This is a genomic window from Streptosporangium vulgare (genome assembly GCF_042428775.1).
In the GTDB taxonomy this organism is placed as follows: Bacteria; Actinomycetota; Actinomycetes; order Streptosporangiales; family Streptosporangiaceae; genus Streptosporangium; species Streptosporangium vulgare.
Genome location: NZ_JBHMBS010000022.1, coordinates 1 through 25028, shown reverse-complemented (window position 1 = coordinate 25028; position 25028 = coordinate 1). Strand labels below are relative to the sequence as shown.

The 25028-nt window shown below is 69.3% G+C and carries 22 protein-coding genes, 2 tRNA genes, 1 pseudogene and 1 riboswitch; of the genes and pseudogenes, 13 read left to right on the top strand and 12 right to left on the bottom strand.

The window, feature by feature from the left end; all coding sequences use genetic code 11:
* The first annotated feature begins 31 nt into the window (after positions 1-31).
* Both ACFFRH_RS32930 and ACFFRH_RS32925 read left to right on the top strand, forming a co-directional pair.
* Complete coding sequence (locus ACFFRH_RS32930; RefSeq protein WP_344749070.1) at positions 32-295, top strand: hypothetical protein; 264 nt, start codon at positions 32-34, stop codon at positions 293-295.
* 748 nt (positions 296-1043) lie between these two features.
* Positions 1044-1616 (top strand): hypothetical protein, encoded by a 573-nt coding sequence (locus ACFFRH_RS32925; RefSeq protein WP_386161288.1) that lies wholly within the window; start codon positions 1044-1046, stop codon positions 1614-1616.
* A 28-nt stretch (positions 1617-1644) separates the two neighbouring features.
* On the opposite strand, the gene ACFFRH_RS32920 is transcribed toward ACFFRH_RS32925, so the two are convergent.
* The 4 genes from ACFFRH_RS32920 to ACFFRH_RS32905 all read right to left on the bottom strand — a co-directional run bounded on the left by ACFFRH_RS32920 (position 1645) and on the right by ACFFRH_RS32905 (position 5412).
* Positions 1645-2622 (bottom strand): coiled-coil domain-containing protein, encoded by a 978-nt coding sequence (locus ACFFRH_RS32920; RefSeq protein ID WP_344749066.1) that lies wholly within the window; start codon positions 2620-2622, stop codon positions 1645-1647.
* A 3-nt stretch (positions 2623-2625) separates the two neighbouring features.
* Positions 2626-2762, bottom strand: a riboswitch (cyclic di-AMP (ydaO/yuaA leader).
* A 72-nt stretch (positions 2763-2834) separates the two neighbouring features.
* Entirely contained in the window at positions 2835-3914 is a 1080-nt protein-coding gene (gene galT, locus ACFFRH_RS32915) for a galactose-1-phosphate uridylyltransferase (RefSeq protein ID WP_344749065.1), read from the bottom strand.
* Entirely contained in the window at positions 3911-4711 is an 801-nt protein-coding gene (locus ACFFRH_RS32910; RefSeq protein WP_344749064.1) for a DeoR/GlpR family DNA-binding transcription regulator, read from the bottom strand. The genes galT and ACFFRH_RS32910 overlap by 4 nt, the downstream gene beginning before the upstream one ends.
* A 104-nt stretch (positions 4712-4815) precedes the next feature.
* Positions 4816-5412 carry an HD domain-containing protein gene (locus tag ACFFRH_RS32905; RefSeq protein WP_344749063.1) on the bottom strand — a complete coding sequence of 199 codons (597 nt, stop codon included), beginning with the start codon at positions 5410-5412 and terminating at the stop codon, positions 4816-4818.
* 295 nt (positions 5413-5707) lie between these two features.
* Between ACFFRH_RS32905 and ACFFRH_RS44825 the strand changes: the two genes are divergently transcribed.
* Positions 5708-5779, top strand: coding sequence for a 50S ribosomal protein bL37 (locus tag ACFFRH_RS44825; protein ID WP_486389158.1), 72 nt, complete (start codon positions 5708-5710; stop codon positions 5777-5779).
* Between the two features lie 51 nt (positions 5780-5830).
* Here ACFFRH_RS44825 and ACFFRH_RS32900 read toward each other — a convergent pair whose 3' ends face one another.
* On the bottom strand, positions 5831-6472 hold the full coding sequence (locus ACFFRH_RS32900; RefSeq protein ID WP_344749062.1) for a TIGR03086 family metal-binding protein: 642 nt from the start codon (positions 6470-6472) through the stop codon (positions 5831-5833).
* Positions 6473-6683: 211 nt separating this feature from the next.
* On the opposite strand from ACFFRH_RS32900, the gene ACFFRH_RS32895 reads away from it, so the two are divergent.
* On the top strand, positions 6684-8228 hold the full coding sequence (locus ACFFRH_RS32895; protein WP_344749060.1) for a choice-of-anchor I family protein: 1545 nt from the start codon (positions 6684-6686) through the stop codon (positions 8226-8228).
* A 190-nt stretch (positions 8229-8418) separates the two neighbouring features.
* Here ACFFRH_RS32895 and ACFFRH_RS32890 read toward each other — a convergent pair whose 3' ends face one another.
* The 3 genes from ACFFRH_RS32890 to ACFFRH_RS32880 all read right to left on the bottom strand — a co-directional run bounded on the left by ACFFRH_RS32890 (position 8419) and on the right by ACFFRH_RS32880 (position 12172).
* Complete coding sequence (locus ACFFRH_RS32890) at positions 8419-10092, bottom strand: ATP-binding SpoIIE family protein phosphatase (RefSeq protein ID WP_344749058.1); 1674 nt, start codon at positions 10090-10092, stop codon at positions 8419-8421.
* A 44-nt stretch (positions 10093-10136) separates the two neighbouring features.
* Positions 10137-11723, bottom strand: coding sequence for a phytoene desaturase family protein (locus ACFFRH_RS32885; RefSeq protein ID WP_344749057.1), 1587 nt, complete (start codon positions 11721-11723; stop codon positions 10137-10139).
* A 104-nt stretch (positions 11724-11827) separates the two neighbouring features.
* Entirely contained in the window at positions 11828-12172 is a 345-nt protein-coding gene (locus tag ACFFRH_RS32880; protein WP_344749056.1) for a hypothetical protein, read from the bottom strand.
* On the opposite strand from ACFFRH_RS32880, the gene ACFFRH_RS32875 reads away from it, so the two are divergent.
* Together ACFFRH_RS32875 and ACFFRH_RS32870 are read left to right on the top strand one after the other, a co-directional pair.
* The gene (locus ACFFRH_RS32875; protein WP_344749055.1) at positions 12095-12745 is read left to right on the top strand and encodes an FAD-dependent oxidoreductase; all 651 of its coding nucleotides are present in this window, start codon (positions 12095-12097) and stop codon (positions 12743-12745) included. The two genes, ACFFRH_RS32880 and ACFFRH_RS32875, sit on opposite strands and share 78 nt — an antisense overlap.
* Positions 12650-13020: pseudogene (locus tag ACFFRH_RS32870) on the top strand (FAD-dependent oxidoreductase); the annotation flags it as partial. The gene ACFFRH_RS32875 and the pseudogene ACFFRH_RS32870, both read left to right, overlap by 96 nt.
* 123 nt (positions 13021-13143) lie before the next feature.
* Here the strand turns inward: ACFFRH_RS32870 and ACFFRH_RS32865 are convergent.
* From ACFFRH_RS32865 to ACFFRH_RS32855, 3 genes are all read right to left on the bottom strand, one after another.
* Positions 13144-13554: a VOC family protein gene (locus ACFFRH_RS32865; protein WP_344749054.1), complete on the bottom strand. Its 411-nt coding sequence runs from the start codon at positions 13552-13554 to the stop codon at positions 13144-13146.
* Positions 13555-13635: 81 nt separating this feature from the next.
* Positions 13636-13995 (bottom strand): helix-turn-helix domain-containing protein, encoded by a 360-nt coding sequence (locus ACFFRH_RS32860; protein WP_344749053.1) that lies wholly within the window; start codon positions 13993-13995, stop codon positions 13636-13638.
* Between the two features lie 611 nt (positions 13996-14606).
* Positions 14607-14680: transfer RNA gene (locus ACFFRH_RS32855), tRNA-Gly, on the bottom strand.
* Between the two features lie 89 nt (positions 14681-14769).
* On the opposite strand from ACFFRH_RS32855, the gene ACFFRH_RS32850 reads away from it, so the two are divergent.
* A tRNA-Pro gene (locus tag ACFFRH_RS32850) sits at positions 14770-14843 on the top strand.
* Positions 14844-15096: 253 nt separating this feature from the next.
* Here the strand turns inward: ACFFRH_RS32850 and ACFFRH_RS32845 are convergent.
* Positions 15097-15606, bottom strand: coding sequence for an ATP-binding protein (locus ACFFRH_RS32845; protein ID WP_344749052.1), 510 nt, complete (start codon positions 15604-15606; stop codon positions 15097-15099).
* Positions 15607-15849: 243 nt separating this feature from the next.
* Here ACFFRH_RS32845 and ACFFRH_RS32840 point away from each other — a divergent pair, with 243 nt between their 5' ends.
* The 6 genes from ACFFRH_RS32840 (at position 15850) to ACFFRH_RS32815 (ending at position 24516) form a co-directional block, all read left to right on the top strand.
* Positions 15850-16716, top strand: a complete 867-nt coding sequence (locus ACFFRH_RS32840; protein ID WP_344749051.1) for a Sco1979 family transcriptional regulator — start codon at positions 15850-15852, stop codon at positions 16714-16716.
* Positions 16717-16925: 209 nt separating this feature from the next.
* The gene (gene tig / locus ACFFRH_RS32835) at positions 16926-18317 is read left to right on the top strand and encodes a trigger factor (protein ID WP_344749050.1); all 1392 of its coding nucleotides are present in this window, start codon (positions 16926-16928) and stop codon (positions 18315-18317) included.
* Between the two features lie 608 nt (positions 18318-18925).
* Complete coding sequence (locus tag ACFFRH_RS32830; RefSeq protein WP_386161284.1) at positions 18926-19570, top strand: ClpP family protease; 645 nt, start codon at positions 18926-18928, stop codon at positions 19568-19570.
* Positions 19571-19581: 11 nt separating this feature from the next.
* Positions 19582-20226, top strand: coding sequence for an ATP-dependent Clp protease proteolytic subunit (locus tag ACFFRH_RS32825; RefSeq protein WP_326642780.1), 645 nt, complete (start codon positions 19582-19584; stop codon positions 20224-20226).
* Positions 20227-20418: 192 nt separating this feature from the next.
* Positions 20419-21699 (top strand): ATP-dependent Clp protease ATP-binding subunit ClpX, encoded by a 1281-nt coding sequence (gene clpX, locus ACFFRH_RS32820; protein ID WP_329084422.1) that lies wholly within the window; start codon positions 20419-20421, stop codon positions 21697-21699.
* A gap of 189 nt (positions 21700-21888) precedes the next feature.
* Positions 21889-24516 carry a valine--tRNA ligase gene (locus ACFFRH_RS32815; protein ID WP_425581853.1) on the top strand — a complete coding sequence of 876 codons (2628 nt, stop codon included), beginning with the start codon at positions 21889-21891 and terminating at the stop codon, positions 24514-24516.
* Positions 24517-25028: the final 512 nt, after the last annotated feature.

Genomic DNA, 25028 nt, shown 5'->3' with positions numbered 1-25028 from the left:
CCATTACCGACTGTCATGCTTTCGACACTCCATGAGCGCGGTCGCCACAAGTTTGACCCAAGTCATCGAGATCGGCCAGGGCAGATCGGGCGAAGGTTCGCGGATGGGGCTGACCAGCCGGATTTTCCCGGGCCCTGCTGCGCGGGGCACGCCGGTGGACACCGGGAAAACCCCGCCGACGCACCTCGAAACGCTCGCCGACCTTGGACCGGAGCGGCGAGACGGCCCGCCTCCACGAGGGCCGGCACGCATCCGCCAGATCGGCCCGCCGCAGCACTGGGGCATCGAGATCTGATCCGCCATGACGACCGACCTACGGTGGAGCCGACCGAGGGGCAGGGGCGGGTTCTCCTGGTGGGGCCTCCCCGCTCTCGACCCGATGCCTGGCTCGGGGAGCGAACGATGACCGTGCGGCAGACTCTCGTGGCAGCGGCCATACGGAGAGCCTTGACCGCAGCTGGAGTCCTTCACGAACAGGCGGCGTCCTCAGTTTGATCGACTTTCCGGGCCGTACGCCGACGCCGAGGGAATCGCCGGCGGGATTCGTTACCGTCTGCGTACCGGCGCACGTCCGGCGCCGTAGCGGCGAACCGCCGCCGCAGGTGATCGGATGCGCGCCTGTGTCCCTTTCGGTGAGCAGCTGTCAACCTCTGACGGCACTTTTCATTGGCCATATGGAATCCGATGATCTCCAGTACGCGAAAAGTTGATAAATGAAGCTGATTTAAGCCGATCAACGGTCCCGCGCCGCAGCAGACGTACACCGCTGCCCCGACGGCGCGCATGGACGATGTGCCGACCTTCGGTCGGTGACCACGGCGCAAACCCTCTGCTCGCTCCGCGAATTCGGTGGTGACGGAACCCTTCTTCCCGCTACTGAAAAGGATCTTTAGATAGGGGCGCGACACGTGTGATGGCCCCTCTGTTTTCACACATGTGTTCGAAAGGATCGAGTGAATCCATCACGAACAGCCTCCGGCTCACCCAGCCGGACGCGCCGTCGCGCTGCCCTGATCGCGGCCCTGACCATGCCGCTCTCGTTGATGAGCGCGCCCGCGATCGCCCAGGACCCCACGCCGCCACCCCCTACGATTCCCGCTCCCACGACCCCGCCGAGCGCCCCCGCCACGCCCACCGGCAAAGCGCTGGCGCAGGCCAAGAAGGACAACCGGCGCATCGAGATCGAGTCACTGCGCTCGGAACGCGCCACCTACTACGCCAACCCCGACGGCAAGATCTTGCGGATGGAGCAGTACCTGGAGCCCGTCCGGGTCAAGAACGCAGGCGGCGACGGCTTCACCCCGGTCGACACCACCCTCGTCGAGGCAGACGGAATCATCAAGCCCAAAGCGGCCGAAGGCGGCCTGACGCTGTCCGCCGGCGGCAACACCGAAGCGATCAAGAGCAAGACCGGTGACATCGCCGCCCAGATCGACGCTCCGCGCACCCTGCCCAAGCCCACGCTCAACGGCAGCACCGCTACCTACCCCGGCTTCACCCTGCGGACCTACACGCACCTCATGCCGTCCAGCGAGGACCGCATGCGCAAGGCGATCGACGGCGCCTGGGGGAGTGCCGCGGATCCCGGGATGTGCCCTGAGAGGGGCGTCCGGTAGAGAAATCGCAGGTCAGCGCCTCGTGGCACTAGTACATCGAGATGTGCGGATGGTCGAAGTGGTTGGCCGTGATGCCGCCGCGGTTGGACATGAAGCGCCAGCCGGAGCCGTGGTTGATGCGCTGGCGCCAGATCACGTACTTCACGCCGAGCCTGGCCTTGTTCTTGATGGCCCAGGCGGCGATCTCGTCGCCCAGCGCGATGTTGGCGGCCGAGGGCATCGTGCCGCCGGTGCTCATCATGAAGTCGCAGGCGCGGCCCAGGGGGTGCTCGCCGCCGTCGTTGGCGGACCGGTAGCAGCCGACGGAGTACGGCAGGCTGAAGCGCCGCATGACGGCGTCGCGCATGATCCGGGTGCGGTCGGTGATGTTGTCGGCACCGGTGGGCAGCTGCGGGGCCCAGCTGCCGTCGGAGCGGCGGCCGGAACCGGTGGGGGCGAGCCGGTCGAGCTTGTCCTTGACGTCCCGGATCACGTCCTCGGCCTTCTCGCGCTGCTCCTCCACCTCCTTGGCCTCGTCGCGGATCTCGTCGGTGAGCCTGGACGCCGTCTCCGAGGCCTTCTTCCTGCGTTCGAGGCTTCCGGCGAAGCCCTCCAGGTAGGCGCTCTGCTGGGCGGTGAGCTGCTCCATCACCGCGGCGGCGCCCATGTCGCCGGAGAACATCAGCGCGGGCAGCCCTCCGCTGCTGCTGGTCTGGTAGCGGAGCTGGACGATGGAGTCGACCTGCCTCTTGGCCTCGACGTAGGTCTCCTCGGCCTTGTCCAGGTTCTGCTTGGCGACGGCCTCGGCCTTCTGCGCCTTCCTGAGAGACTCGCGTTTGGCCGCGTAGGTCTCGATCAGCCCGTCGAGTTTCTTGCCGAGTTTGGCCAGGTCGGCGCGGAGCTTGGCCTCGGTCGGCTTGGGTTCCGCGATTCCCGCGGTGGGGGCACCGATGGTGAACGCCGCGATCGAGCTCAGACAGAGGACCAGAGCGGCATGCCGACGGAACGTGGGGGACGGGGCCGCCACGAACTCTCCTCTCCTTACGCCTACCGGGTTAGCTGACGGGTTCGGGCTGGAGGAAGCCCTTCCACCGAAGTGGTTTCACCCCAGGTGCGGTGGTTCCCCGGCTCCCGGGCAAGGTGCCCGGGATTAGGCAAATCAGCGTTTAAAGCTGATGTGGGAAGGATAGTAGTGGTAAACAGCAGGTCATGCGACCTCAAGCCGAGACCGAGCGGTAATCAGTTCGTGACAACGGAGCGCAGAAGGTGTGCTGTCCCCTCGGGTGACACGTCGTTCACGAAGGCGCCCATGGCCGACTCCGACCCCGCGAGGTATTTCAGCTTGTCCGGCGCGCGGCGGATGCTGAACAGCTCCATGTGCGCGTACGACAGGTCGCGGCCGGTGGAGACCGGCGCCTGGTGCCAGGCCGCGATGTACGGCATGGGCACGCCGAACAGCCCGTCGAGGCGGCGGAGCACGTCGGTGTAGAGGGGGCCGAACGCCGCGCGCTCCTCGGCCTCCAGCGCGACCAGGTCGGGGACCTGGCGGTGCGGGTAGAGGTGCACCTCCACGGGCCAGCGCGCCGCGGCCGGGACGAACGCCGTCCAGTGCTCGTTCGAGCCCACCACCCGGACCCCGGCCTCCCGCTCCGCGGCCAGGACGTCGGCGAACAGGTTGCCGCCGGTCCGCTCCCGGTGGCGCCCGGCCGCCCCGAGGGTGAGCCTGGTGCGCGGGGTCACGTAGGGGTACGCGTAGATCTGGCCGTGCGGGTGGGCCAGGGTGATGCCGATCTCCGCCCCCCGGTTCTCGAAACAGAACACCTGCTCCACGCCGGGCGTCGCCGACAGCTCCGCCGTACGGTCGACCCAGGCCTCCATGACCAGCTCGACCTGCTCGGGGGAGAGCCGCGAGAACGAGGAGTCGTGCTCGGAGGTGAAGCAGACCACCTCGCACCTGCCGATCCCCGGACGGACCTCGCTCAGCCCGCCGATCTCCCGGTGTTCGCCCGGCTGGGCGGAGAACGACGGGAACCGGTTCTCGAAGACCACCACGTCGTAGTCGGAGGAGGGCACCTCGGTGAGGTTGCCGGGAGTGGAGGGGCAGAGCGGGCACTCGCTGGCCGGGGGCAGGAAGGTGCGGCCCTGGCGGTGCCCGGCCACCGCGATCCACTCCTCGGTGAGCGGGTCGTAGCGCAGCTCGGAGGCCGCGGGGCGGGGCGGCAGGTCACGCTGGTCGACCGCCCCGCGGTCGGCGTCGTCGCGCCGGTCGAAGTAGATGAGCTCCCGGCCGTCGGCCAGGTGGGTGATCGTGCGTTTCATCGGCCGGCGATCTCGCTCTCTCGCTGGGGTTCCGTGATGATCAGCTCGCCCACCGAGGCGGCGAGCTCCTCGCGGGCCTCCTCGGTCAGGCCGGAGTCGGTGACCACGATGTGGGCCTCGGCCAGCTGGGCGATCGTGCTGATGCCGACCGTGCCCCACTTGGTGTGGTCGGCGAGCACCACCAGGCGGTGCGCGGAGGCGACCAGCTCGCGGTTGGTCTCGGCCTCCAGCAGGTTGGGGGTGGTGAACCCGGCGCGGGCGCTCATCCCGTGCACGCCGAGGAAGAGGGTGTCGACGTGGAGCCCGCGGATCGCCGAGACCGCGACCGGGCCGACCAGGGCGTCGGAGGGAGTGCGGACCCCGCCGGTCAGCACGACCGTGCGGTCGGCCCTGGGGGAGCGGTGGAAGACGTCGGCGATCCGGACCGAGTTGGTGATCACGGTCAGCTCGGGCACGTCGGCCACGTGGTGGGCGAGCGTCCAGGTCGTGGTCCCCGCGGAGAGCGCGATCGCCGTGGCGGGCCGGACGAGCCGGGCGGCGTGCTGGGCGATCGTCTCCTTCTCCGCCTGCTGGCGCGCCGACTTGGCGGCGAAGCCCGGCTCCTCGGTCGAACCGGGCCCGGCGGCGGTGGCGCCGCCGTGGACCTTCTCCACCAGGCCGCGCTCGGAGAGCACCTCGAGATCGCGCCGGATCGTCATGTCGGACACGCCGAGCTCCCGGACGAGATCGGCGACCCTGACCCCGCCGCTACTGCGCACCCTCTCCAGGATCGCCTGCTGCCGCTGCTGGGCAAGCATCGCCCCGCCCTCCCCGCTCCCCTTAATCCACCAGATTCCACCAAATTACCACGACAACAAGGCGGGATGTTGTTGATTTTTGGTGACTAACCGTTCGCGGTCGCTCACAGCCGCTCAAGCTCCGCCGCGATGTTCGCCCTCGCCGCCTCCTCCAGATCGGCGACGCGGAAGATCGCCGGAAGGTCGAGCAGCGAGCGCAGCATGGCGGACCTCCCGGCCCTGAACGCGTCGTCGGGCACGAAGCCGTACTCCTCGCGCACGGCCGCCGCGTAGCGGGCGTAGACCTCGGCGGACGCGCCCAGGATCGCCAGGTCCGCGTCGGACAGCACGGCCCCGTCCATGTCGCCGGGCGCGGGGTCGTGCGTGACGGTCAGCCGGACCAGCCGGGCGACCGTCGCCACGGCCTCCGCCGACAGCCCCATCTCCGGCAGCGCCCGCTCGGCGAGCCCCGCGCTCCGCTCCTCGTTGTCGCCGCGCTGCGGGTCGTACACGGCGTCGTGGAACCAGGCGGCCAGCCGTACGAGGTCCGGATGCTCGGCGTGGCCGGCGAGGGCGTCGACGTGGGTGAGCACGGACTCCAGGTGGGCGGTCGTGTGGTACCTGCGGTGCGGCTCGTCGTACCGGGTGATCAGTTCGCTGCCGAGGGGGTCGGCCCCGAGGCCGGCCAGGGATCGCCAGCGGGCCATCAGCTTCTCGCTCATGTGAGGGAGCCTAGAACCGGCCGGTGCCGCGCCGGAGGGGCGGGGCGCGGAACGTCAGGACCGGGGAAAGGCCGGGAAAGGACGGGAAAGACAGGGGAAGTCAGGGCAAGGCCGGGGAAACACGGTCCACCGGAGCGGGACGGATCGCCGTCCGGGCCTTGTGCGGCCGCCGTTCCGGGAGGACTGTGAAGGTCTGAGCCGGTGAGATCGAGTCCCGTACGGTCCCCGGGAGACGGGACCGGATCTCACGGGGCCCGGAGGAACCTCGGAGAACCTCAGGGAAGGGGTGGTCGGCATGGGCAGACGAGCGCGTAAGGCCAAGGCCCGCAGGAAGCGCAAGGCGAACCACGGCAGGCGGCCGGCCTAGCGGCCCGCACCTCCCCGCGTGAGCCGTGCGCGAGCGCCCGGGAAACGAACGTCAGGCGCGACGTCCCCAGGAGGCCAGCAGCCGGGCCTGCGCGTCGGTGCCGGCGCCGGCGGTGATGCCGTCGGCGGTGTCGCTCTCGTCGCTGCCGTCGCTGCCGTCGCTGCCGTCGCTGTCGGAGGGCGCCTCCGGGGGCTCTCCGACGGCCTCGGCCTGCCGGTGACCGGGTTCCGCGTGGCTGAACCAGGCGGTGCACGCCTCGACCAGCTCGGGGTCGAGCCGCTCGTCGGCGCCGATGGCGCGGGCCAGGTCCCAGGTGTGGATGAGCGCGTCGGCGAACAGCTCGGTGACGTACTCCCGGCCGGGCACGTCGCCGAACGGCAGGTGGACGAGACGGTCGAGGGCGTGGACGTCCGCCGCCGCCTGGATGGCGGGCACGGCCGAGGTGTCGAACGCCTTGATGGGGTCGTCGCCGAGCAGGTCCCCCTCGAAGGCGTCGCCGACCTCCGCGGAGGTCCCCCCGGCGAGCAGCACCGGAGCCCAGAGATTCTCGCCGACCACGTGGTTGACCAGGGCGTGCACGTCCCAGTCGACGCACGGCGTCGGATTCTCCCACTGATCGAGGCCGACCCGGTGGACGAGAGCGCCGAAGTCGTCCAGCGCGCGCCGGTAAGCCTCGGGTATGTCGATGGTCATCATGCTCCTCCCGATGCCCTCCCGGGTTTCCTCCCGGCTCTCATCTTGACCGTAACCCCTGGGCAGCCAGTAGTCATCGCGTCAACGGACATGACCGGCATGCCCGGGATGCCGTAGTGGATCCGTCCGGGGTACATCTGACCGTGGGGCTTCATCCCGTGGTCATCTCGACGTCAGAAGGAGGTCACGATATTTCGTGAAAATTCGTCTCATGCGCACCACGACTTTCACCCGGGCGGCCGCCGCGGCGGTCACCGGCCTGCTTCTTGTGCCCGTCTCCGCGGCCCCGGCCGCCGCCGGGCCCGGCCAGGGGGACGTCAAGCTGACCTTCCTCGGCCGCTACAGCACCGGTACCGTCGCCGCGGGCGCCTCGGAGATCACCGCGTACGACGCCGCGACCCGCCGGGTCTTCGTGGTGAACGCGCAGGCCGGCACCGTCGACGTGCTCGACATCCGCGACCCGCGCGAGCCGCGCAAGGTCACCACCCTGGCCACCCCCGGCGCCAACAGCGTCGCGGTGCGCCGCGGCCTGGTCGCCGTGGCCCAGCAGGCCGCGGTCAAGACCGACCCGGGCACCGTCGCCTTCTTCGACGCCCGGAGCGGGAGGAAGCTCAGGCAGGTGACCGTGGGCGCGCTGCCCGACATGCTGACCTTCACCCCGGACGGGAAGCGGGTGGTCGTGGCCAACGAGGGGGAGCCCTCCTCCTACTGCGAGGGCGAGGTGGCCGACCCCGAGGGTTCGGTGAGCGTCGTCGACCTGAACCGCTGGACGGTGCGGACCGCGGGGTTCGCGAAGTTCGACGCGGAGCGGCTGCGGGCCAGGGGAGTGCGGATCACCGGCCCCGGGGCCACCGCCGCCCAGGACCTGGAGCCGGAGTACGTCACCGTCGAGGGCGACACCGCCTACGTCACCCTCCAGGAGAACAACGCGCTCGCGATCGTCGACCTGGACCGGGCCGAGGTCCGCGACGTCGTCCCGCTGGGGCTGAAGGACTGGTCGAAGACCGGGTTCGACGCCTCGGACAAGGACAAGAAGATCGACATCAGGCCCCGGCCGGTGAAGGGCATGTACCAGCCCGACGCGATCGCGCACTTCCGAGACCGCGGGCGGACCTACCTGGTCACCGCGAACGAGGGCGACGGGCGCGACTGGGACTGTCACGCCGACGAGGTCAGGGTGAAGGACCTGAACCTCGCGCTGCCCGACGCGGAGAACCTCAAGAAGGACACCGAGCTCGGCCGGCTGAACGTGGCCGTCGACTCGCCCAGGAACGCGAGCGGCGCCTACACCGAGCTGCACGCGTTCGGCGCCCGCTCGATCTCGATCAGGTCCACCTCGGGAGAGCTCGTCTGGGACTCCGGCGACCAGCTGGAGCGGCTCGTCGCCAAGGAACTGCCCGAGGCCTTCAACGCCGACAACGAGGAGAACGACTCCTTCGACAGCCGCAGCGACAACAAGGGCCCCGAGCCCGAGGGTGTCACGGTCGGCGAGGTGCGCGGCCGGGCCCACGCCTTCGCCGGGCTGGAGCGGGTCGGCGGGATCGTCGCCTACGACCTGGGCGACCCGCGGGCGCCGCGCCTGGCCGGGTACGTCAACACCCGTGACCTCACCGGCTCGGTCGAGGACGGCACCGCCGGGGACGTCGGTCCCGAGGGCGTGCTGTTCGTCCCCGCCTCCGACAGCCCCACCCACCGCCCGCTCCTGGTGGTCGGCAACGAGGTCAGCGGCACCACCGCCATCTACGAGGTCCGCTGAACCCCCGCCGCACCCCGCCCCGGCGACCGCGCCGGCACGCCGGGCCCCCGACGCGAGAACTCACGCGGCGGGGGCCTCGCCGTCGTACGGGCTCCGATGACGCGGGCCGCGCGGCTCGGAGACACGGGCTCCGATGACGCGGGAGGCGGCACCGGAGCCCGCGAGGGCGGCCCGGGGCTGGGCTACCGGGCTAGGGCAGCCGCTGCTCGATCCAGACGATCTTGCCCTTCGGGGTGAGGCGGGACCCCCAGCGGTGGGCGAGCCAGTTGATGAGATGCAGGCCGCGGCCGGTGTCGTTGGTGGTGGACGCCTCCCGCATGACCGGCTCGGACGCGGAGCTGTCGGACACCTCGCAGACCAGTGTGGGCCCGCGCAGCAGCCGCAGCTCGACCTCGCCCTGACCGTGCTCGACCGCGTTGGCGATCAGTTCGCTGACCATGAGCTCGGTGTTGTCGCAGAGCGAGGACAGCTCCCACTTGTCGAGCGTGGTCCGGACGAAACGGCGGGCCTGGGAGGCGGAGCGGCGGTCGGAGGGCAGCGACGTCTCGACGAACTCGTTCTCCGTCAGCTCCGACACCCTGGCCAGGAGGAGGGCGATGTCGTCACGCTCGTGCCCGGGGCGCTGGGCGCTGATCGTGAGGTCGCAGACCTCCTCCAGGTCGTGGTCGGGGCCGGAGAGCAGGCCGCGCAGCGCGCCGATGCCCTCCTCGATGTCCCGGTCGCGGCTCTCCACCAGGCCGTCGGTGTAGAAGGCGAGCACGGTCCCGCCGGGAAGCGTGAACTCCCGCATCTCGGCCGGCTCGTTGCCGATGCCCAGGGGGAGCCCCGGCGGCAGCTCCAGCAGCTCGGTCTCGCCGCCGGGCCGCACCAGGATCGGCGGCACGTGCCCGGCGCAGGCCATCGCGCACCGCCGGGTGACCGGATCGTAGGTGGCGTACACGCACGTGGCGATCTGGCTGGCGTCCAGGTCCTGGCTCATCAGGTTGAGCCGGAACAGCACGTCGGCCGGGCTCAGGTCCAGGCTGGCCAGCGTGCGCGCGGCCGTGCGGAGCTGGCCCATGGTGGCGGCCGCCCTGATGCCGTGCCCCATCACGTCGCCGACGACGAGGGCGACCCGGCAGCCGGGCAGCGGGATCACGTCGTACCAGTCGCCGCCCACCCCGACCAGGTCGCTGGCCGGCAGGTAGCGGGAGGCGATCGTGAGGCCCAGCGGCTGGGAGAGGTCGACGGGCAGCAGGCTGCTCTGCAGGGTGAGCGCGGTGCGGCGCTCGCGGTTGTAGAGCCGCGCGTTGTCGAGGCAGACGCCGGTCCTGGCCGCGAGCTCCTCGGCCAGGTTGACGTCCTGCTCGTCGAAGGGCTGGCTGGTGGGCCTGCGGGTGAAGATGACGAAGCCCAGCACCCGGCCTCGCGCCTTCAGCGGCACCACCAGGAACGAGCTGTCCTCCAGCACCTTCGACACCGAGTCGCGCTTCCAGAACCGCCCGATCTCCTCGGCGGTCCTGCGCCCCAGGCGGGGGTAGAGGATCGGGTTGCCGGTGGCCATGCACCGGGCGTAGGGGGTCCAGGCCTCGTAGACGGCCACCTCGTCCACGGGGAACGCCCTGGCGTACTCGCCGGGGGAGGGGTCGGCGACACCGACCGCGATCCGCCGCACCAGCGCCGAGCCGTCGGTGGTCTCCTGGGGGAACTCCCCCTCGGTCACCAGCCGGTCCTGGACGAGGATGCCCGCCGCGTCCGCGAAGCGCGGCACGGCGACGTCCATCAGCTCCCTGCCGGTCTCGAACATGTCGAGCGTGCTGCCGATGCGTTTGCTGGCGGCGTTGAGCAGGGACAGCTGCTCGTGCATGGATGCGGGACTGCCCATCCGGAACCCTGGCGTGGCTGGATTCTTGGTGACGAAACGGGACTTCACTCGCTCCACCGGGGTGCGGGAACCGGCGTCCACCAGGTTTCCAGTTCGAGGTCTTCTGCGATGGCGTTGGCGCCGTTGTACCCGGGCGCCGCGGAGACCGAGCCGCCCGGGTGGCTGCTGGCGCCGCAGAGGTAGAGGCCGTCGACGGGGGTGCGGTACTGGCCCATCTCGGGGACCGGCCGGTTGCCGCCCAGCTGGGACGGCTCGTAGGCCCCGACATGGTGGCTGCCGCGCACCATGTTGACGCAGTGCCGCTCGATGTCGAGCGGTGTGAAGACCCGTTTCCCCAGGACGGCGCCGTTCGCCAGGTTGGGGGCGTACTCGGCCCACTCGGCGAGCAGCCGCTCGCCGACCTCCTCGCGCCGCGCGTCCCAGCTCGCCGGGTCACCACCGAGGTCGTACGGGGCCCACGGCCACCAGAACGCCACGTGTTTGCCGTCCGGCGCGTACGAGGGGTCGAACAGCGAGGGGCACGCGCCGTTGCCGGCGAGCCGGTCGGGCAGCCGTCCCTGGTGGATCTGGTCGAAGGTGCGGCCGAGCTGCTCGCTGTCGTCGGCGCCGAGCACCACGAGGAAGGCCCGGTCCACGTCGGGCTCGAACTCGGCGGCCCGGTAGCGCGGAGCCTCGTCGAGCGCCAGATGGAGGGTGACGAGACTGTGCCCGGCCCACTTGTAGCCCTCGACCTTGGCCGCGATCTCCGCGCCGAAGTTCTCCGGGCCCGCGAGCCGCACGGTCTGCGGGGCGTCCACCGCGCTGGCCACGAACCGGCGGGCGGTGAGCACGTCGCCGGTGGCGAGCCGCACCCCGGTGGCCCGCCCGTCGTCGACCAGGATCCGCTCGACGTGGGCGCCGGTGACCACGGTGCCGCCGTGCTCCTCGATGACGGCGCGCAGCGCGCTCGCGACGTTGCCCGCGCCGCCCACGGGCACCCCGAGCCTCGCGATGCGCGACAGCAGCCGGGGGAAGAAACTGCCGGTGCCGGGCACGTTCTCGATGGAGATCGCGTGCAGGAAGGACTTGAACAGCACCCTGACCTGGTCGCTCTCGAAGTTCCTGTCGACGGCCTCGTAGAGCGACAGCGGCATGTAGCTCAGCATGTCGCGGCCGAGGTCGCCCTTGAGGCGCTCGGCGACCACCGGCGGGGGCAGCGGCCTGGAGTACAGGAAGCCGTTCACCAGGCCCCTGGCCGCCTCGGCGTAGCGCTCGTACAGCTCCAGCCAGCGCGCGGCGTCGGCCTTGGAGAACCGGGCGAAGGAGTCGGCGGTGCGCTTGGGGTCGGTGTAGACCGTGATCGCCCGGCCGTCCCTGAAGACCGTGGCGTGCTGGGTCTCGGGGTAGACGTAGCGCAGGCCGTACCGCTGGAGTTCCAGGTCGGCGGGGACCGGGCCCTCCTCCAGGAAGTGGTAGCTGCTGTGGGTGTTGTGCCGGAACCCGGGCAGCGTGAGCTCCTGGGTGCTGCAACCACCCCCCGCGACGTCGTTGCGCTCGACGACCGCGACCGACAACCCCGCCTTCGCGAGGTAGGCGGCACAGGTGAGGCCGTTATGGCCCCCGCCCACGATGACGCCGTCGAACTCCGCCACTTTCCCTCCAGGGGCACGCTGACTGCTGGTATTGGAGGATTGTAAAGAATGATCTATATGCGAACCTCGTGTTTAACAGAGATTTGTCGATATTTCCAGACGAACTAGGACTTGTCGGCGTTGAGGTGGTGGAGCAGTCGCGCCATCTGCTCCCCGTACCGCTCCCCGAACTCCTCGGAGGCCGGGTCCTGCCCGCAGAGCGCGCGGACCAGCTGGGGGAATATCGCCCCGGCGCCGGCCGCGGCGAAGAGCATCGGGAGCAGGCAGGCGGGGTCCAGGTCGTCGGGGAACTCCCCCTCCGCCTGCCGCCTGCGCAGGTCCTCGACGTCGCTCCGCGTCTGCCTGAGCAGCGAGGAGTCCTCCTCGCCGTCGTGGGAGGCGGCATCGGTGGCCTCTGCCTGGCGCAGGGGCTGCGCGGCGCGGGTGTCGACGTGACGGTCTACGAGCACGACCGCACCCCCTCGGACCGGCTGCAGGGCTACCGCGTCCACATCGACCCCGAAGGCTCCCGGGCACTGCGCGACCGCCTGCCGCCCGAGTTGTGGGAGGCGTTCCTGGCGACCTCCGGCCGCGACGCCCAGGACTTCCGCTTCGTCAGCCACCGGATGAGGCCGCTGCTGGCCCTGGAGAGCCCGCCCGTGGCCGACCCGGTGGACGCCCACCACTCGGTCAGCCGGATCACCCTGCGGCAGGTCCTGCTGTCCGGGCTCGACGGGCCCTCCGGAGCCGTCCGGTTCGGCAAGACCTTCGAGAGCTACACCCGCGACCCCGGCGGCACCGTCCCCCTGCGCTTCGCCGACGGCAGCACCGAGACCGCCGACATCGTGGTCGCCGCCGACGGCGGCAACTCCGGCGTCAGGCACCGGTACCTGCCGCACGCGCGGCGCGTCGACACCGGCGTCGTCACGGCCGCCGGCAGGTTCCCGCTCACCGTCTCGCTGCTGCCGATCCGCACCTCGGTGCCGATCGGCCCTGGCCCGCCACGAACATCACCCTGCTCGGCGACGCGATCCACAGCATGACCCCGATGCGGGGCATCGGCGCCAACGTCGCCCTGCGCGACGCCCGGTCACTCTGCCGGGCCCTCACCGGCGCCCTCGCGGGCGGAGGCGACCCCGTCGCGGCCGTCTCCGCCTACGAGGCGGAGATGCGCGAGTACGGCTTCGCGGCCGTGCGCGACTCCCTGAGGGCGGCCCGGCAGTTCGTGGACGAGAACCCCGTGGCCCGGATCGGCTTCAGGACCTTCCTGCGCACCGCCCAGCGCCTCCCGCCCCTGAGGCACAAGGCCTTCTCGTGAGACGGACGGCCTTCGCCTGACCCGCCCCACCCCCGTTCACGCTACGGCCGCCCCGCGTCCGCCGGCAGGACGCCACCGGCCGGGCCCGGCCGGCCACGCCGGTGCCGGCCGCCGCCGACGGCGCTAGTCCTTCGGCTGGGTGAAGCGCAGGTGGTTGCCGAAGGGGTCGCGGAGGCCGCAGTCGATCCCGTACGGGCGCTCGGTGGGCTCCTCGGTGAACTCGACGCCCAGGCCACGCAGTGTCTCGTACGTCTTGCGGCAGTCGTCCGTGCTGAAGATGAGCTGGCCGCCCATCGCGCCCTTGGTCACCAGTTCGCGGACCTGCCGCGTCGTTTCCTCGGACATCATCGGGCCACCCGGCTTCTCCAGCATGATCTGGCGCTCCGGGTGACCGGGGACGCTGACGGTCAGCCAGCGCATGACGCCCATGTCGACGTCGGTGTTGACCTCCAGGCCGAGCTTGCCGACATAGAAGTCGAGGGCTTCGTCCTGGTCGAGGACGTAGATCTGCGAGTGCGTGATGGAGTTGAACATGCGAATCACGCTACTGGGCGAGCCAGCCGAAAACTTATCCAAAACCGCTGAGTTGGCGGACGGCACGAGCGGTGCGGACGGTCAGTCGTTCGGCCGCGTCCACGCCATCGTGAAGCACGTCGGCACGCCCATGGCCGTCGCCTCCCTGCGGTACGTCCTGGGGGACCGGCCGACGATGTCGCGGAACGTGCGGCTGAAGGTCCCCAGGCTGCCGAAGCCGACCTGGAAGCAGATGTCCGTCACGCTGTGGTCGGTGTCCCGCAGCAGGGCCATCGCCCGCTCGACCCGGCGGCGCTGCAGGTAGCGGTGCGGCGTCTCGCCGAACGTGGCCCGGAAGGTGCGCGTGAAGTGCGCCTCCGACACATGGGCGATCCTGGCCAGGGCCGGGACGTCCAGCGGCTGCGCGTACGCGCGGTCCATCGCGTCCCGCGCCCGAAGCATGCGTCGGTTGCTCTCTTCCACGGCACGGCTCACCACGCCATCACACCACGGTTCCGTTCGCCCGGCGGATCCGCCCCCGCAGGCATGACCATGGACGACATGGACGACATCGTGCGGGCGCCGGCTACCTGAGAGACGCCGTCCTCCGCCGAGGAGAACGCGAAGCCCGGGGGCTCGCCCCGGCCACGGCGATCGTCGCGGGGCGCTCGCCGGCGACCGGCTCGCCGAGGTCGAGGTGACAGCCGCGGGCCGAGGTGACGGCGGCCGGTCCGGCAGGGCCGTCCAAGACGGACGATCACCTCGAAAACCGGCAGGGAACCTCGCCGATCCCCGGTGGATCGGTAACACCTTGGCATCGGACAGCGGGGCGGGCGTCGAAGGGCGGATGACCGGCCCGGGGCACTCCTCCACGCGGGCGGCGCTCACCGACCGGCACACGGGCGGAGACCGTGACCAGGTCATCGTCCGAACGCCCGGGAAGAAATTCAAGAAAGCCCGGAAAAACGGGCCCGGAAACCATCGGGCACGCAATGGGCGCGCAAGTTCCCGAAGTTTTGGCGAAAAATGAAAGGCCAGGTCGCCGCATATGGGCTGACCTGGTCTTTCACCGTTGGAGCGGACGACGGGAATCGAACCCGCGTAGCCAGTTTGGAAGACTGGGGCTCTACCATTGAGCTACGTCCGCGCGAGCCGGCGTCAGTCTGGTCTAGACTTCATCCGTTCGTCAGGGCGTAAGCGTACCGGAGTTCCGGAGCGTGCGCGCACTCGACTTACCGGGGTGTGGCGCAGTTTGGTAGCGCACCTGCTTTGGGAGCAGGGGGCCGCAGGTTCAAATCCTGTCACCCCGACACGTGCCGGGCATCGGTTACGACCGGTGCCCGGTTCTTCGTGTGAGGGACCGGGAGCCCTTCGCCGCGCGGGACACGGCGGGGCACGGCGGGCCACATGAGCCGACGTGCGGGACACGGGCCGAGGGATGCCGTACGCGAGGTTCGGCCGTGGCGGAACATCGCGGCATCGCGGCGAGGGCCGGAAAACGGGCAGGGCCGGCGAGTGGGCCGCCGAAAACGGGCGGGAGCGGCGGGTGGGCGCCGGAGAAGGTCAGCTACGGGGGCTGAAGAAGGCCCAGACGGCCTTGCCGCCGCAGTTGAGGTGGTCCCAGCCCCATCCCTGGCTGTAGGTCTCCACGATGTAGAGGCCCCGGCCGTTCTCCGAGATGAAGTCGGGCTCCTTGGGGGTCGGAACCTCGTCGCTCGGGTCCGTCACGGCCAGGAGCACGTGGGGGGAGAGGTGCACCAGGACGAGCGTGATCGGAGTGATATCCGGCTGACTGGGCGGACACAGGGCGTAACGGACGGCGTTGGTGACGAGTTCCGAAACCACTAGCGCTGCGTCATCGCTGAGCTCCGCCAGTCCCCAGTCCTGGAACGTCGAGCGTGTCACGTCCCGGGCGGTCTTCACCGAGTCGGCCTGGCTGGGCAGGGGGCACGCGGTGGCGCCGGAGTGGTTGGCCCCCAGTAGCTCGTCAAAGCCCACCTGGCGGGTCGCCTGCAGGTAGTCGGCAGCCGATTTTGGCTCCTCCACCATCCTGCCGGTACCTCCCGCTGTCATCGTGAGTCTCCGTACCACTTGAGAGTTTTCAGAGCTTGTGCACCATAAGCCCAATATGCACTAGGCCATCATGGGTCACCGGAACGTCTGCTGCAAGACCCAAATGCACGTGCAGTTGCAGTGTGCAGCCGCATGGGCGGTTAGGACGGCGACTTGGCGAATTGGGCAGGGAGTTGAGACCTTGTCATAGCGGCCGGAAGTAGTGACACTGTGTGCGCTGGCCCAAGTACAGAGGGAGGCGAAGTGACGCAGGTTCAACCGGGATCGGGTCCCACAGCTCTGCGTATCCTCTTAGGCTCCCAACTGCGTCGTCTGCGCGAGGCCAAGGGGCTCACGCGCGAGGAGGCGGGCCATCTGATCCGCGGATCCGAATCCAAGATCAGCAGAATGGAGCTCGGCCGGGTCGGCCTGCGGGAACGCGACGTGGCGGACCTGCTCACCTTCTACGGGGTGGAGGACGAGCAAGCCCGGTCGGCGGTGATGGACCTGCTGCTGCGAGCCAACGAGCCCGGCTGGTGGCACCGCTTCAACGACCTGCTGCCCTCCTGGTTCCAGACCTACGTCGGCCTGGAGGAGGCGGCCTCCCGGATCCGCACCTACGAGGTGCAGTTCGTGCCCGGCCTGCTGCAGACGAAGGAGTACGCCAGGGCGGTCATCACCGCGGGGAGCGCGGGCATCGCGCCCGAGGAGATCACCCGCCGCGTCGACCTGCGGATGCAGCGCCAGCGGGTGCTCGGGCGGCCCGACGGCCCGTTCTTCTGGGCCGTCATCGACGAGGCCGCGCTACGGCGCCCCATCGGTGGCGCCGACGTCATGCGAGCCCAGCTGGAGCACCTGCTCGACCTCATGCGGCAGCCGAACATCACCATCCAGGTCATGCCCTTCAGCTTCGGAGGCCACAGCGCCGAGGGCGGGGCCTTCAGCGTGCTCCGCTTCAACGACAACGAGCTCCCCGACGTCGTCTACGTCGAGCAGCTGGCCAGTGCCCTCTACCTGGACAAGCGCGAGGACGTCGACCGCTACAGCGAGGTCATGGAGCGGTTGTGCGCGGTCAGCACCACGCCCGGGGAGACGAACGACATCCTGCGGCGGATCATCAAGGAGGACTGAGCGGCCATTGGTCGCTCGATGGTGCCGCTCTGCCCTAGACTGGCCAGCGGCGCTGAACACCCGCCGCTGTGGAGCATGCCCTAATCTCGCGTGTCTCGACGGCTGTGCCAGGTGCCGCTCATGTGGGCGCGGCGCGCGAGCTTGCCGCGGTAGCCGTTACGACTTGACGCGCCCGCGATCACTCAAAGCTTGATCAAGGAGACGACCCCGTGAAGACCGCTGTGGAGGAGCTCAGCCCGACCCGGGTGAGGCTTACCGTCGAGGTGCCGTTCGAGGAGCTCGGCGAGAGCCTGCAGGCGGCGTACAAGAAGGTCGCGCAGCAGGTGCGCGTCCCCGGGTTCCGCCCCGGCAAGGTTCCGGCCCGCATCATCGAGCAGCGGTTCGGCCGCGCCGTGGTGCTGGAGGAGACCCTCAACGACGCGGTGCCCAAGCTGTACGGCCGGGCCGTCGACGAGAGCGAGATCTTCCCGGTCAGCCAGCCGGAGATCGAGGTCACCAAGATCGAGGACGGCCAGCAGGTCGAGTTCACCGCCGAGGTGGACGTCCGCCCCGGCTTCGACGTGCCCGACTACCAGGGCATCGAGGTGACCGTCCCGGTCTCCGAGGTCTCCGACAAGGACATCGACGACCAGCTCGACGGCCTGCGCCAGCGCTTCGCCACCCTGACCGGCGTCGAGCGCCCCGCCGCCTCCGGCGACTTCGTCGTCATGGACCTGGCCGCAGCGATCGACGGTGTCAACATCGAGGAGCAGCAGGCCAACGACGTCTCCTACGAGGTCGGTGCCGGCTCGGTGCTGCAGGGCCTGGACGACGCCCTGGTCGGCCTGTCCGCGGGTGAGACCAAGGAGTTCACCACCAACCTGGTCGGCGGCGAGAACGCCGGCGAGGAGGCCGTGGTCACCATCACCGTCAAGAGCGTCAAGGAGAAGGTCCTCCCCGAGCTGGACGACGAGTTCGCCCAGCTCGCGAGCGAGTTCGACACCCTTGACGAGCTCAAGGCGAGCATCAGCGAGACGGCCCGCCGCAACAAGCTGATCGACCAGGTCGTCCAGGCCCGCGAGAACGCCCTCGACGCCCTGCTCGACAAGATCGACATCCCGCTGCCCGAGAGCGCGCTCAAGGCCGAGGTCGACAACCGCAAGCACAACCTCGAGCACCAGATCGCCGACAGTGGCCTGAGCAAGGAGGCGTACTTCCGCCTCTACCAGACCACCGAGGAGGAGCGCCTCGCGGAGTTCGACGAGAGCGCCGCCAAGGCCCTCAAGACGGGCTTCGTCCTTGACAAGATCGTCAAGAGCGAGGACCTCGGCGTCAGCGAGCAGGAGCTGACCAACTTCGTGGTGCGCCGCGCCATGCAGATGAACGTCGCGCCCAACACGCTGGCCCAGCACCTGGCCGACAACGACCAGCTCACGCTGGCCATGGTCGAGATCGTCCGCGACAAGGCCAAGAGCGTCATCGGCGACGCCGCCAAGGTGGTCGACGAGGCCGGCAACGAGGTCGACCTCAAGGCCATCTACACCGAGATCAACGGCGAGGAGGTCACGGAGGACGAGGCCGCCGAGACCGGAGAGACCGCCGAGGTCGAGGCCGCCAAGTAGTCCCCGGCCGAGCGGAGGCGCCGGGCTCGCCCGCCGCCTCCGTCGCTCGACGCCGTCAGACGCCCCCCGCCGCGTTCCGCGCGACGGGGGGCGTCCTCGTTTTCCGGATGGTGAGCGCCCCTCGGCTTCCTGGCTGGTGAGCGTGCCTTCGGCTTCCGGTCGACGAGCACGCCTTCGCCCTCCGGTTCCGGGGCGAGCGTGCCGCACAGCGGCGCCTGGGGGTCTCCTGGAGTCCTCCCGGCCTTTGGGGGGCTCCGGGAGGACTCCCGGCACTTCCGTCCCCTCAAGGACTTCGCGGGCTCCTGAGCCCTCTGAGAGCCTCCGGCCCCTCTCTCGTGGCCGACCGGTGCCGTACGGCCCCCTCACCGCTCCCCTCACGGCCCCGTCTCCGCTCTCGCTTCCCGTCCCCCGACGGGCGCGACACGCCGTACGGGCTCCGGCTCCGGAGCCTCGCCGGGGGCGCGGCGAGGGGTTCCGGACGTGCTGGGAAGGCGGTGGGCAGCATGCGCCGTCAGCGAACAGTGCGTTGAGGCGGCATGTCCGGTAGGTGACGCGCGTTAAGGTCACAAGCAAAGCCAATCGATTACGACGCATCGGAAGGTGACGCTGTGACCAGCCCGCCGACCTTCTACCAGCCGACCGGCTCCGGGCCCGAGTCGATGAGCCAGCCGAACGGCTCGTTCAGGCTCGAAGACCAGCTCTACCAGCGGCTGCTGCGTGAGCGCATCATCGTGCTGGGCACCCAGGTCAACGACGAGATCGCCAACCGGATCTGCGCCGAGCTGCTCCTGCTCGCCGCGGACGACTCGGAGCGCGACATCTGGCTCTACATCAACTCGCCTGGCGGTTCCGTAACCGCTGGTATGGCGATTTACGACATGATGGAATATGTCCCTAACGATGTGTGCACGGTCGCGATGGGTCTGGCCGCCTCCATGGGCCAGTTCCTCCTCTGCGCCGGCGAGCGGGGCAAGCGATACGCCCTGCCGCACGCCCGCATCATGATGCACCAGCCTTCCGGCGGCATCGGCGGCACCGCCGCCGACATCGCCATCCAGGCGGAGCAGATGCTCTACGTCAAGAAGACCCTCGCCGAGCGCATCGCGTTCCACACCGGTCAGAACATCGAGCAGATCGAGGCCGACTCCGACCGGGACCGCTGGTTCACGGCCGAGGAGGCCAAGAATTACGGCTTCATCGACCAGGTCGTGCGCAGCGCTCGACAGGTGCCCTCCACGGGCGCCGTCTCCTGAAGGGGCACAAGGTGAGTGAGTTGATCCGGCCGGGAGACATCAACGGCCGCTACGTTCTTCCGTCCTTCACCGAGCGCACGTCCTACGGCATGCGGGAGATGAACCCGTACGCCAAGCTCTTCGAGGACCGCATCATCTTCCTCGGCGTGCAGGTGGACGACGCGTCAGCCAACGACGTCATGGCGCAGTTGCTGACCCTGGAGTCGCTCGACCCCGACCGTGACATCAGCATCTACATCAACTCGCCGGGCGGTTCTTTCACCGCCATGACGGCGATCTACGACACGATGCAGTTCGTCCGGCCGGAGATCCAGACGGTCTGCCTGGGCCAGGCGGCCTCGGCGGCGGCGGTCCTGCTGGCCGGCGGCACGCCGGGCAAGCGCTTCGCCCTGCCGAACGCCCGCATGCTGATCCACCAGCCGTCCACCGAGGGCGGCGGCCAGGGAAGCGACATCGAGATCCAGGCGCGCGAGATCCTCAGGATGCGCGCGCAGATGGAGACGATCATCGCTCAGCACTCGGGCAGGGCACCGGAGGCGGTCCGCAAGGACATCGAGCGGGACAAGATCCTTGACGCCGTCGAGGCCAAGGAGTACGGACTGATCGATGACATCATTCCGTCCCGCAAGAAACTCGCGAAGGCCGTAGCCTCCTAACGAGGCATATCGCACCGGAACCGTGCCGAATCAGGCACGTTCCGGTGCGACTCGCCGCTAGGGGGCTCACTGAGGGCTCAGAAGACGGTAACGTCGAAACCTAAGCGGGATGACTTTTCGATCGGGTATCGGGCCGGTCGGAAGAAACGGACCGCGGCAGCCAGGGCGGTCCCACGCAAAGGAGTATCTGGGGTGGCACGCATCGGCGACGGGGGAGACCTGCTGAAGTGCTCTTTCTGTGGAAAGAGCCAGAAGCAAGTCAAGAAGCTCATCGCCGGACCCGGCGTATACATCTGCGACGAGTGCATCGACCTCTGCAACGAGATCATCGAGGAGGAGCTCAGCGAGTCCTCTGAGCTCAAATGGGACAGCCTTCCCAAGCCGAGGGAGATCTACGAATTCCTCGACGCCTACGTCATCGGTCAGGACCAGGCGAAAAAGGCTCTCTCCGTGGCGGTCTACAACCACTACAAGCGGGTGCAGTCCGGCGAGCGCGGACGTGACGACGGCATCGAGCTGTCCAAGTCCAACATCCTGCTCCTGGGCCCCACCGGTTCCGGCAAGACACTGCTCGCCCAGACGTTGGCGAAGATGCTGAACGTTCCGTTCGCCATCGCCGACGCCACCGCCCTGACGGAGGCGGGCTACGTGGGCGAGGACGTCGAGAACATCCTGCTCAAGCTGATCCAGGCCGCTGACTACGACGTCAAGAAGGCCGAGACCGGCATCATCTACATCGACGAGGTCGACAAGATCGCCCGCAAGAGCGAGAACCCGTCGATCACCAGGGACGTCTCCGGCGAGGGCGTGCAGCAGGCCCTGCTGAAGATCCTGGAGGGCACGACCGCGAGCGTGCCGCCGCAGGGCGGGCGCAAGCACCCGCACCAGGAGTTCATCCAGATCGACACCACCAACGTGCTGTTCATCTGCGGTGGGGCCTTCGCCGGTCTCGAGAAGATCATCGAGTCCCGGGTCGGCCGCAAGGGGATCGGTTTCAACGCGATCATCCGCTCCAAGGAAGACATCGACGGCGCCGACATCTTCGAGAACGTCATGCCCGAGGACCTGCTGAAGTTCGGCATGATCCCCGAGTTCGTCGGCCGGCTCCCGGTCATCACGAGCGTCCACAACCTCGACCGTGAGGCGCTCATCCAGATCCTCACCGAGCCGCGCAACGCCCTCGTCAAGCAGTATCGCCGTCTGTTCGAGCTCGACAACGTCGAGCTCGAGTTCACCGACGACGCGCTGGAGGCCATCGCCGACCAGGCGATCCTGCGCGGCACCGGTGCCCGCGGCCTGCGGGCGATCCTGGAGGAGGTCCTCCTCTCGGTGATGTACGAGGTGCCGTCGCGGCAGGACGTGGCGCGTGTGGTCATCACCCGCGAGTCGGTCCTGGAGCACGTCAACCCCACGCTCGTCCCGCGCGACCAGCTCAACAAGCAGCAGCGTCCGCCGCGCGAGAAGTCGGCGTAGAAAGCCCGCGCGAACCGCTCCTGGTCCGCACGATCGGCGCCCCCCACGGGATCTCCCGCGGGGGGCGCCGCCGTTTCCGGCCGCCCGGCTCCCGCCGATGGTGTATCGGCAGCCGGCCCGTCCTCGCCGGTGTTCGTTGCCGGGGGATCGTCTCGCCCACCGGCGAAAGTCACGCGGAGAGGGGTCCGTATGGCGGTCCGTGGGACAGGGAACACGCGGACATCCCTAGACTTGGGCATCGTGACGACGCCAGAGCTGCCCACCCAGTACGCACCCGCCGACGTGGAGACCCGGAGCTACGAGCGCTGGGTATCGGAGGGACACTTCACCGCCGACCCGAGCAGCGAGCGCGAGCCGTACAGCATCGTCCTGCCCCCGCCGAACGTGACCGGTGTCCTGCACATCGGCCACGCCCTCGACCACTCCATCCAGGACGCGCTGACCCGCCGCGCCCGCATGCGCGGCCAGGAGACGCTCTGGCTGCCAGGCATGGACCACGCCGGCATCGCCACCCAGAACGTCGTCGAGCGCGAGATCGCCAAGGACGGCCTGTCCCGGCACGACCTCGGCCGCGAGGCGTTCGTCGAGCGCGTCTGGCAGTGGAAGGAGGAGTCCGGAGGCCGGATCCTCGGCCAGATGAAGAAGCTGGGCGACGGTGTCGACTGGTCGCGCGAGCGCTTCACCATGGACCCGGGCCTCTCCCGGGCCGTCCAGACGATCTTCAAGAAGCTCTTCGACGACGGGCTCATCTACCGCGCCGAGCGCATCATCAACTGGTGCCCGCGCTGCCTGACCGCGCTTTCGGACATCGAGGTCGAGCACAGCGAGGACGAGGGCGAGCTCGTCTCGATCCGCTACGGCGACGGCGACGACTCCATCGTGGTCGCGACCACCCGGGCCGAGACGATGCTCGGCGACACCGCCGTGGCCGTGCACCCCTCCGACGAGCGCTACGCGCACCTGATCGGCCGCGAGGTGGAGCTGCCCCTCACCGGGCGCCGCATCCCGATCGTCGCCGACGAGCACGTCGACCCCTCCTTCGGCACCGGGGCGGTCAAGGTCACCCCGGCGCACGATCCGAACGACTTCGAGATCGGGAGGCGCCACTCGCTGCCGTCCATGACGATCATGGACGAGCGGGGAGTGGTCACCGCGCACGGCCCGTTCCAGGGGCTCGACCGCTTCGAGGCGAGGCCCGCGGTGGTGGCCGCGCTCCGTGCGGAGGGCCGGATCGTCGCGGAGAAGCGTCCCTACCTCCACTCGGTCGGGCACTGCTCGCGCTGCAAGACCGTGGTCGAGCCCCGGCTCTCGCTCCAGTGGTTCGTCAACGTCTCCCCCCTGGCGAAGGCGGCGGGCGACGCGGTCCGCGACGGCCGGACGAAGATCCACCCGCCGGAGCTGGCCAAGCGCTACTTCGACTGGGTCGACGACATGCACGACTGGTGCATCTCCCGGCAGCTGTGGTGGGGACATCGCATCCCCGTCTGGTACGGCCCGGACGGAGAGGTCGTCTGCGTCGGCCCCGACGAGGAGGCGCCCGCAGGTTACGTCCAGGACCCCGACGTCCTCGACACCTGGTTCTCCTCCGGGCTCTGGCCGTTCTCGACACTCGGCTGGCCGGACAAGACGCCGGAGCTGGCCAAGTTCTACCCGACCTCCGTCCTGGTGACCGGCTACGACATCCTGTTCTTCTGGGTGGCCCGGATGATGATGTTCGGCATCTACGCCATGGACGGCGAGCCGCCGTTCAGGACCGTGGCGCTGCACGGCATGGTCCGTGACCAGTACGGCAAGAAGATGTCGAAGTCGTTCGGCAACGTCGTCGACCCGCTCGACTGGATCGAGCGCTTCGGCGCCGACGCCACCCGCTTCACGCTGCTGCGCGGCGCCAACCCCGGCTCCGACGTGGCGATCAGTGAGGAATGGGCCGGAGGCTCGCGCAACTTCTGCAACAAGATCTGGAACGCCACCCGCTTCGCGCTGATGAACGGCGCAGTGACGGGCGAGCTCCCGACCGAGGAACTGACCGCCGCGGACCGCTGGATCCTCTCCCGGCTCCAGGAGATCGTCGCGTCGGTGGACACCGCGTTCGAAAGCTTCGAGTTCGCCAAGGTCTCGGACCTGCTCTACCACTTCGCCTGGGACGAGGTCTGCGACTGGTACGTGGAACTCGCCAAGATCCAGATTGCCTCCGGCCAGGAGCACACCCGGCTCGTGCTGGGACACGTCTTCGACTCGCTGCTCCGCCTGCTCCACCCCCTGGTGCCGTTCGTCACCGAGGAACTGTGGCGTGCGGTCACCGGGCACGAGTCGATCGTGGTCGCCCCCTGGCCGACGGTCCAGGAGTCGCTGCGCGACCCCTCGGCGGAGGAGGAGGTCCTCGCCGTGCAGGGACTGATCACCGAGGTGCGCAGGTTCCGTTCCGACCAGGGCCTCAAGCCGGGCCAGCGGGTCGCCGCGCGCCTTTCGCTCGCCGGTACGGCACTCGCCTCCCACGAAGGGGCGATCCGGTCGCTGCTCCGGCTCGACCAGCCGTCCGAGTCCTTCGCCGCGACCGCGAGCCTCGACGTGGGCGGCATCGCCGTGGAGATCGACACGGCCGGGACGATCGACGTGGCCGCCGAGCGCAAGCGCCTGGAGAAGGATCTCGCGGCGGCGCGCAAGGAGGCGGCCCAGGTCGCCGCCAAGCTGGGCAACGAGCAGTTCATGGCCAAGGCACCCGACGATGTGGTGACCAAGGTGCGCTCCCGGGCCGCGCAGGCCGATCAGGACATCGAGCGGTTGCTCGCCCAGCTGGCGTCACTGCCGGCCGCGTGAGCCGGCAGGGCTCCGGCTCTGACAGACCGTGAGCCGCGCAGGACCTGGCCCCGACAGGGGCCCGGCCCGAAGAGAACGGCTCCGGACTGGGGATCGCCCGAACAAGAACCCAGGGTCTCTTGACCCTGGGTTCTCGTGTTTGAGGGCTGGCGTCCCAGGGAAGAGCTAGTTCTTACCGGGAAGTTGGCCATCACAGCCCCGAGGGACTGCTAGAGTTCTTCTTGCAGGGCAGCGTCCTGCACTCTCCTCCAAAAAATCTCGGCAAGTCGGGCGTGTCCGTACGATTGGACATCGACCGGATGTTGGAGTAAGTTAGAGGGGTTGCCCTGGAAACGGGGTGGTCGCAATCCTAGCGGGTTCGACGGGATCGAGTCGAGAGTCGGAAATCCGACAGTTTGACACGAAACCGGCACACTCGATAAGATGGTGACAACGAAATGGAACGCCCCGGAGTTCTGCTCGGCTGGTTGGCCGGGTTTGGGTGATGGTGTACGCGTCCGTTTCTTGAGAAC

What these genes read in the sequence shown, in the direction of transcription:
- ACFFRH_RS32930 (WP_344749070.1), top strand. Translation starts at nt 32, where the DNA reads ATGAGCGCGGTCGCCACAAGTTTGACCCAAGTCATCGAGATCGGCCAG.
- ACFFRH_RS32925 (WP_386161288.1), top strand. Translation starts at nt 1,044, where the DNA reads ATGAGCGCGCCCGCGATCGCCCAGGACCCCACGCCGCCACCCCCTACG.
- galT (WP_344749065.1), bottom strand. Translation starts at nt 3,914, where the DNA reads ATGAAACGCACGATCACCCACCTGGCCGACGGCCGGGAGCTCATCTAC.
- ACFFRH_RS32910 (WP_344749064.1), bottom strand. Translation starts at nt 4,711, where the DNA reads ATGCTTGCCCAGCAGCGGCAGCAGGCGATCCTGGAGAGGGTGCGCAGT.
- ACFFRH_RS32905 (WP_344749063.1), bottom strand. Translation starts at nt 5,412, where the DNA reads ATGAGCGAGAAGCTGATGGCCCGCTGGCGATCCCTGGCCGGCCTCGGG.
- ACFFRH_RS32900 (WP_344749062.1), bottom strand. Translation starts at nt 6,472, where the DNA reads ATGACCATCGACATACCCGAGGCTTACCGGCGCGCGCTGGACGACTTC.
- ACFFRH_RS32895 (WP_344749060.1), top strand. Translation starts at nt 6,684, where the DNA reads ATGCGCACCACGACTTTCACCCGGGCGGCCGCCGCGGCGGTCACCGGC.
- ACFFRH_RS32890 (WP_344749058.1), bottom strand. Translation starts at nt 10,092, where the DNA reads ATGGGCAGTCCCGCATCCATGCACGAGCAGCTGTCCCTGCTCAACGCC.
- ACFFRH_RS32865 (WP_344749054.1), bottom strand. Translation starts at nt 13,554, where the DNA reads ATGTTCAACTCCATCACGCACTCGCAGATCTACGTCCTCGACCAGGAC.
- ACFFRH_RS32860 (WP_344749053.1), bottom strand. Translation starts at nt 13,995, where the DNA reads ATGCTTCGGGCGCGGGACGCGATGGACCGCGCGTACGCGCAGCCGCTG.
- ACFFRH_RS32845 (WP_344749052.1), bottom strand. Translation starts at nt 15,606, where the DNA reads ATGACAGCGGGAGGTACCGGCAGGATGGTGGAGGAGCCAAAATCGGCT.
- ACFFRH_RS32815 (WP_425581853.1), top strand. Translation starts at nt 21,889, where the DNA reads ATGGCGGTCCGTGGGACAGGGAACACGCGGACATCCCTAGACTTGGGC.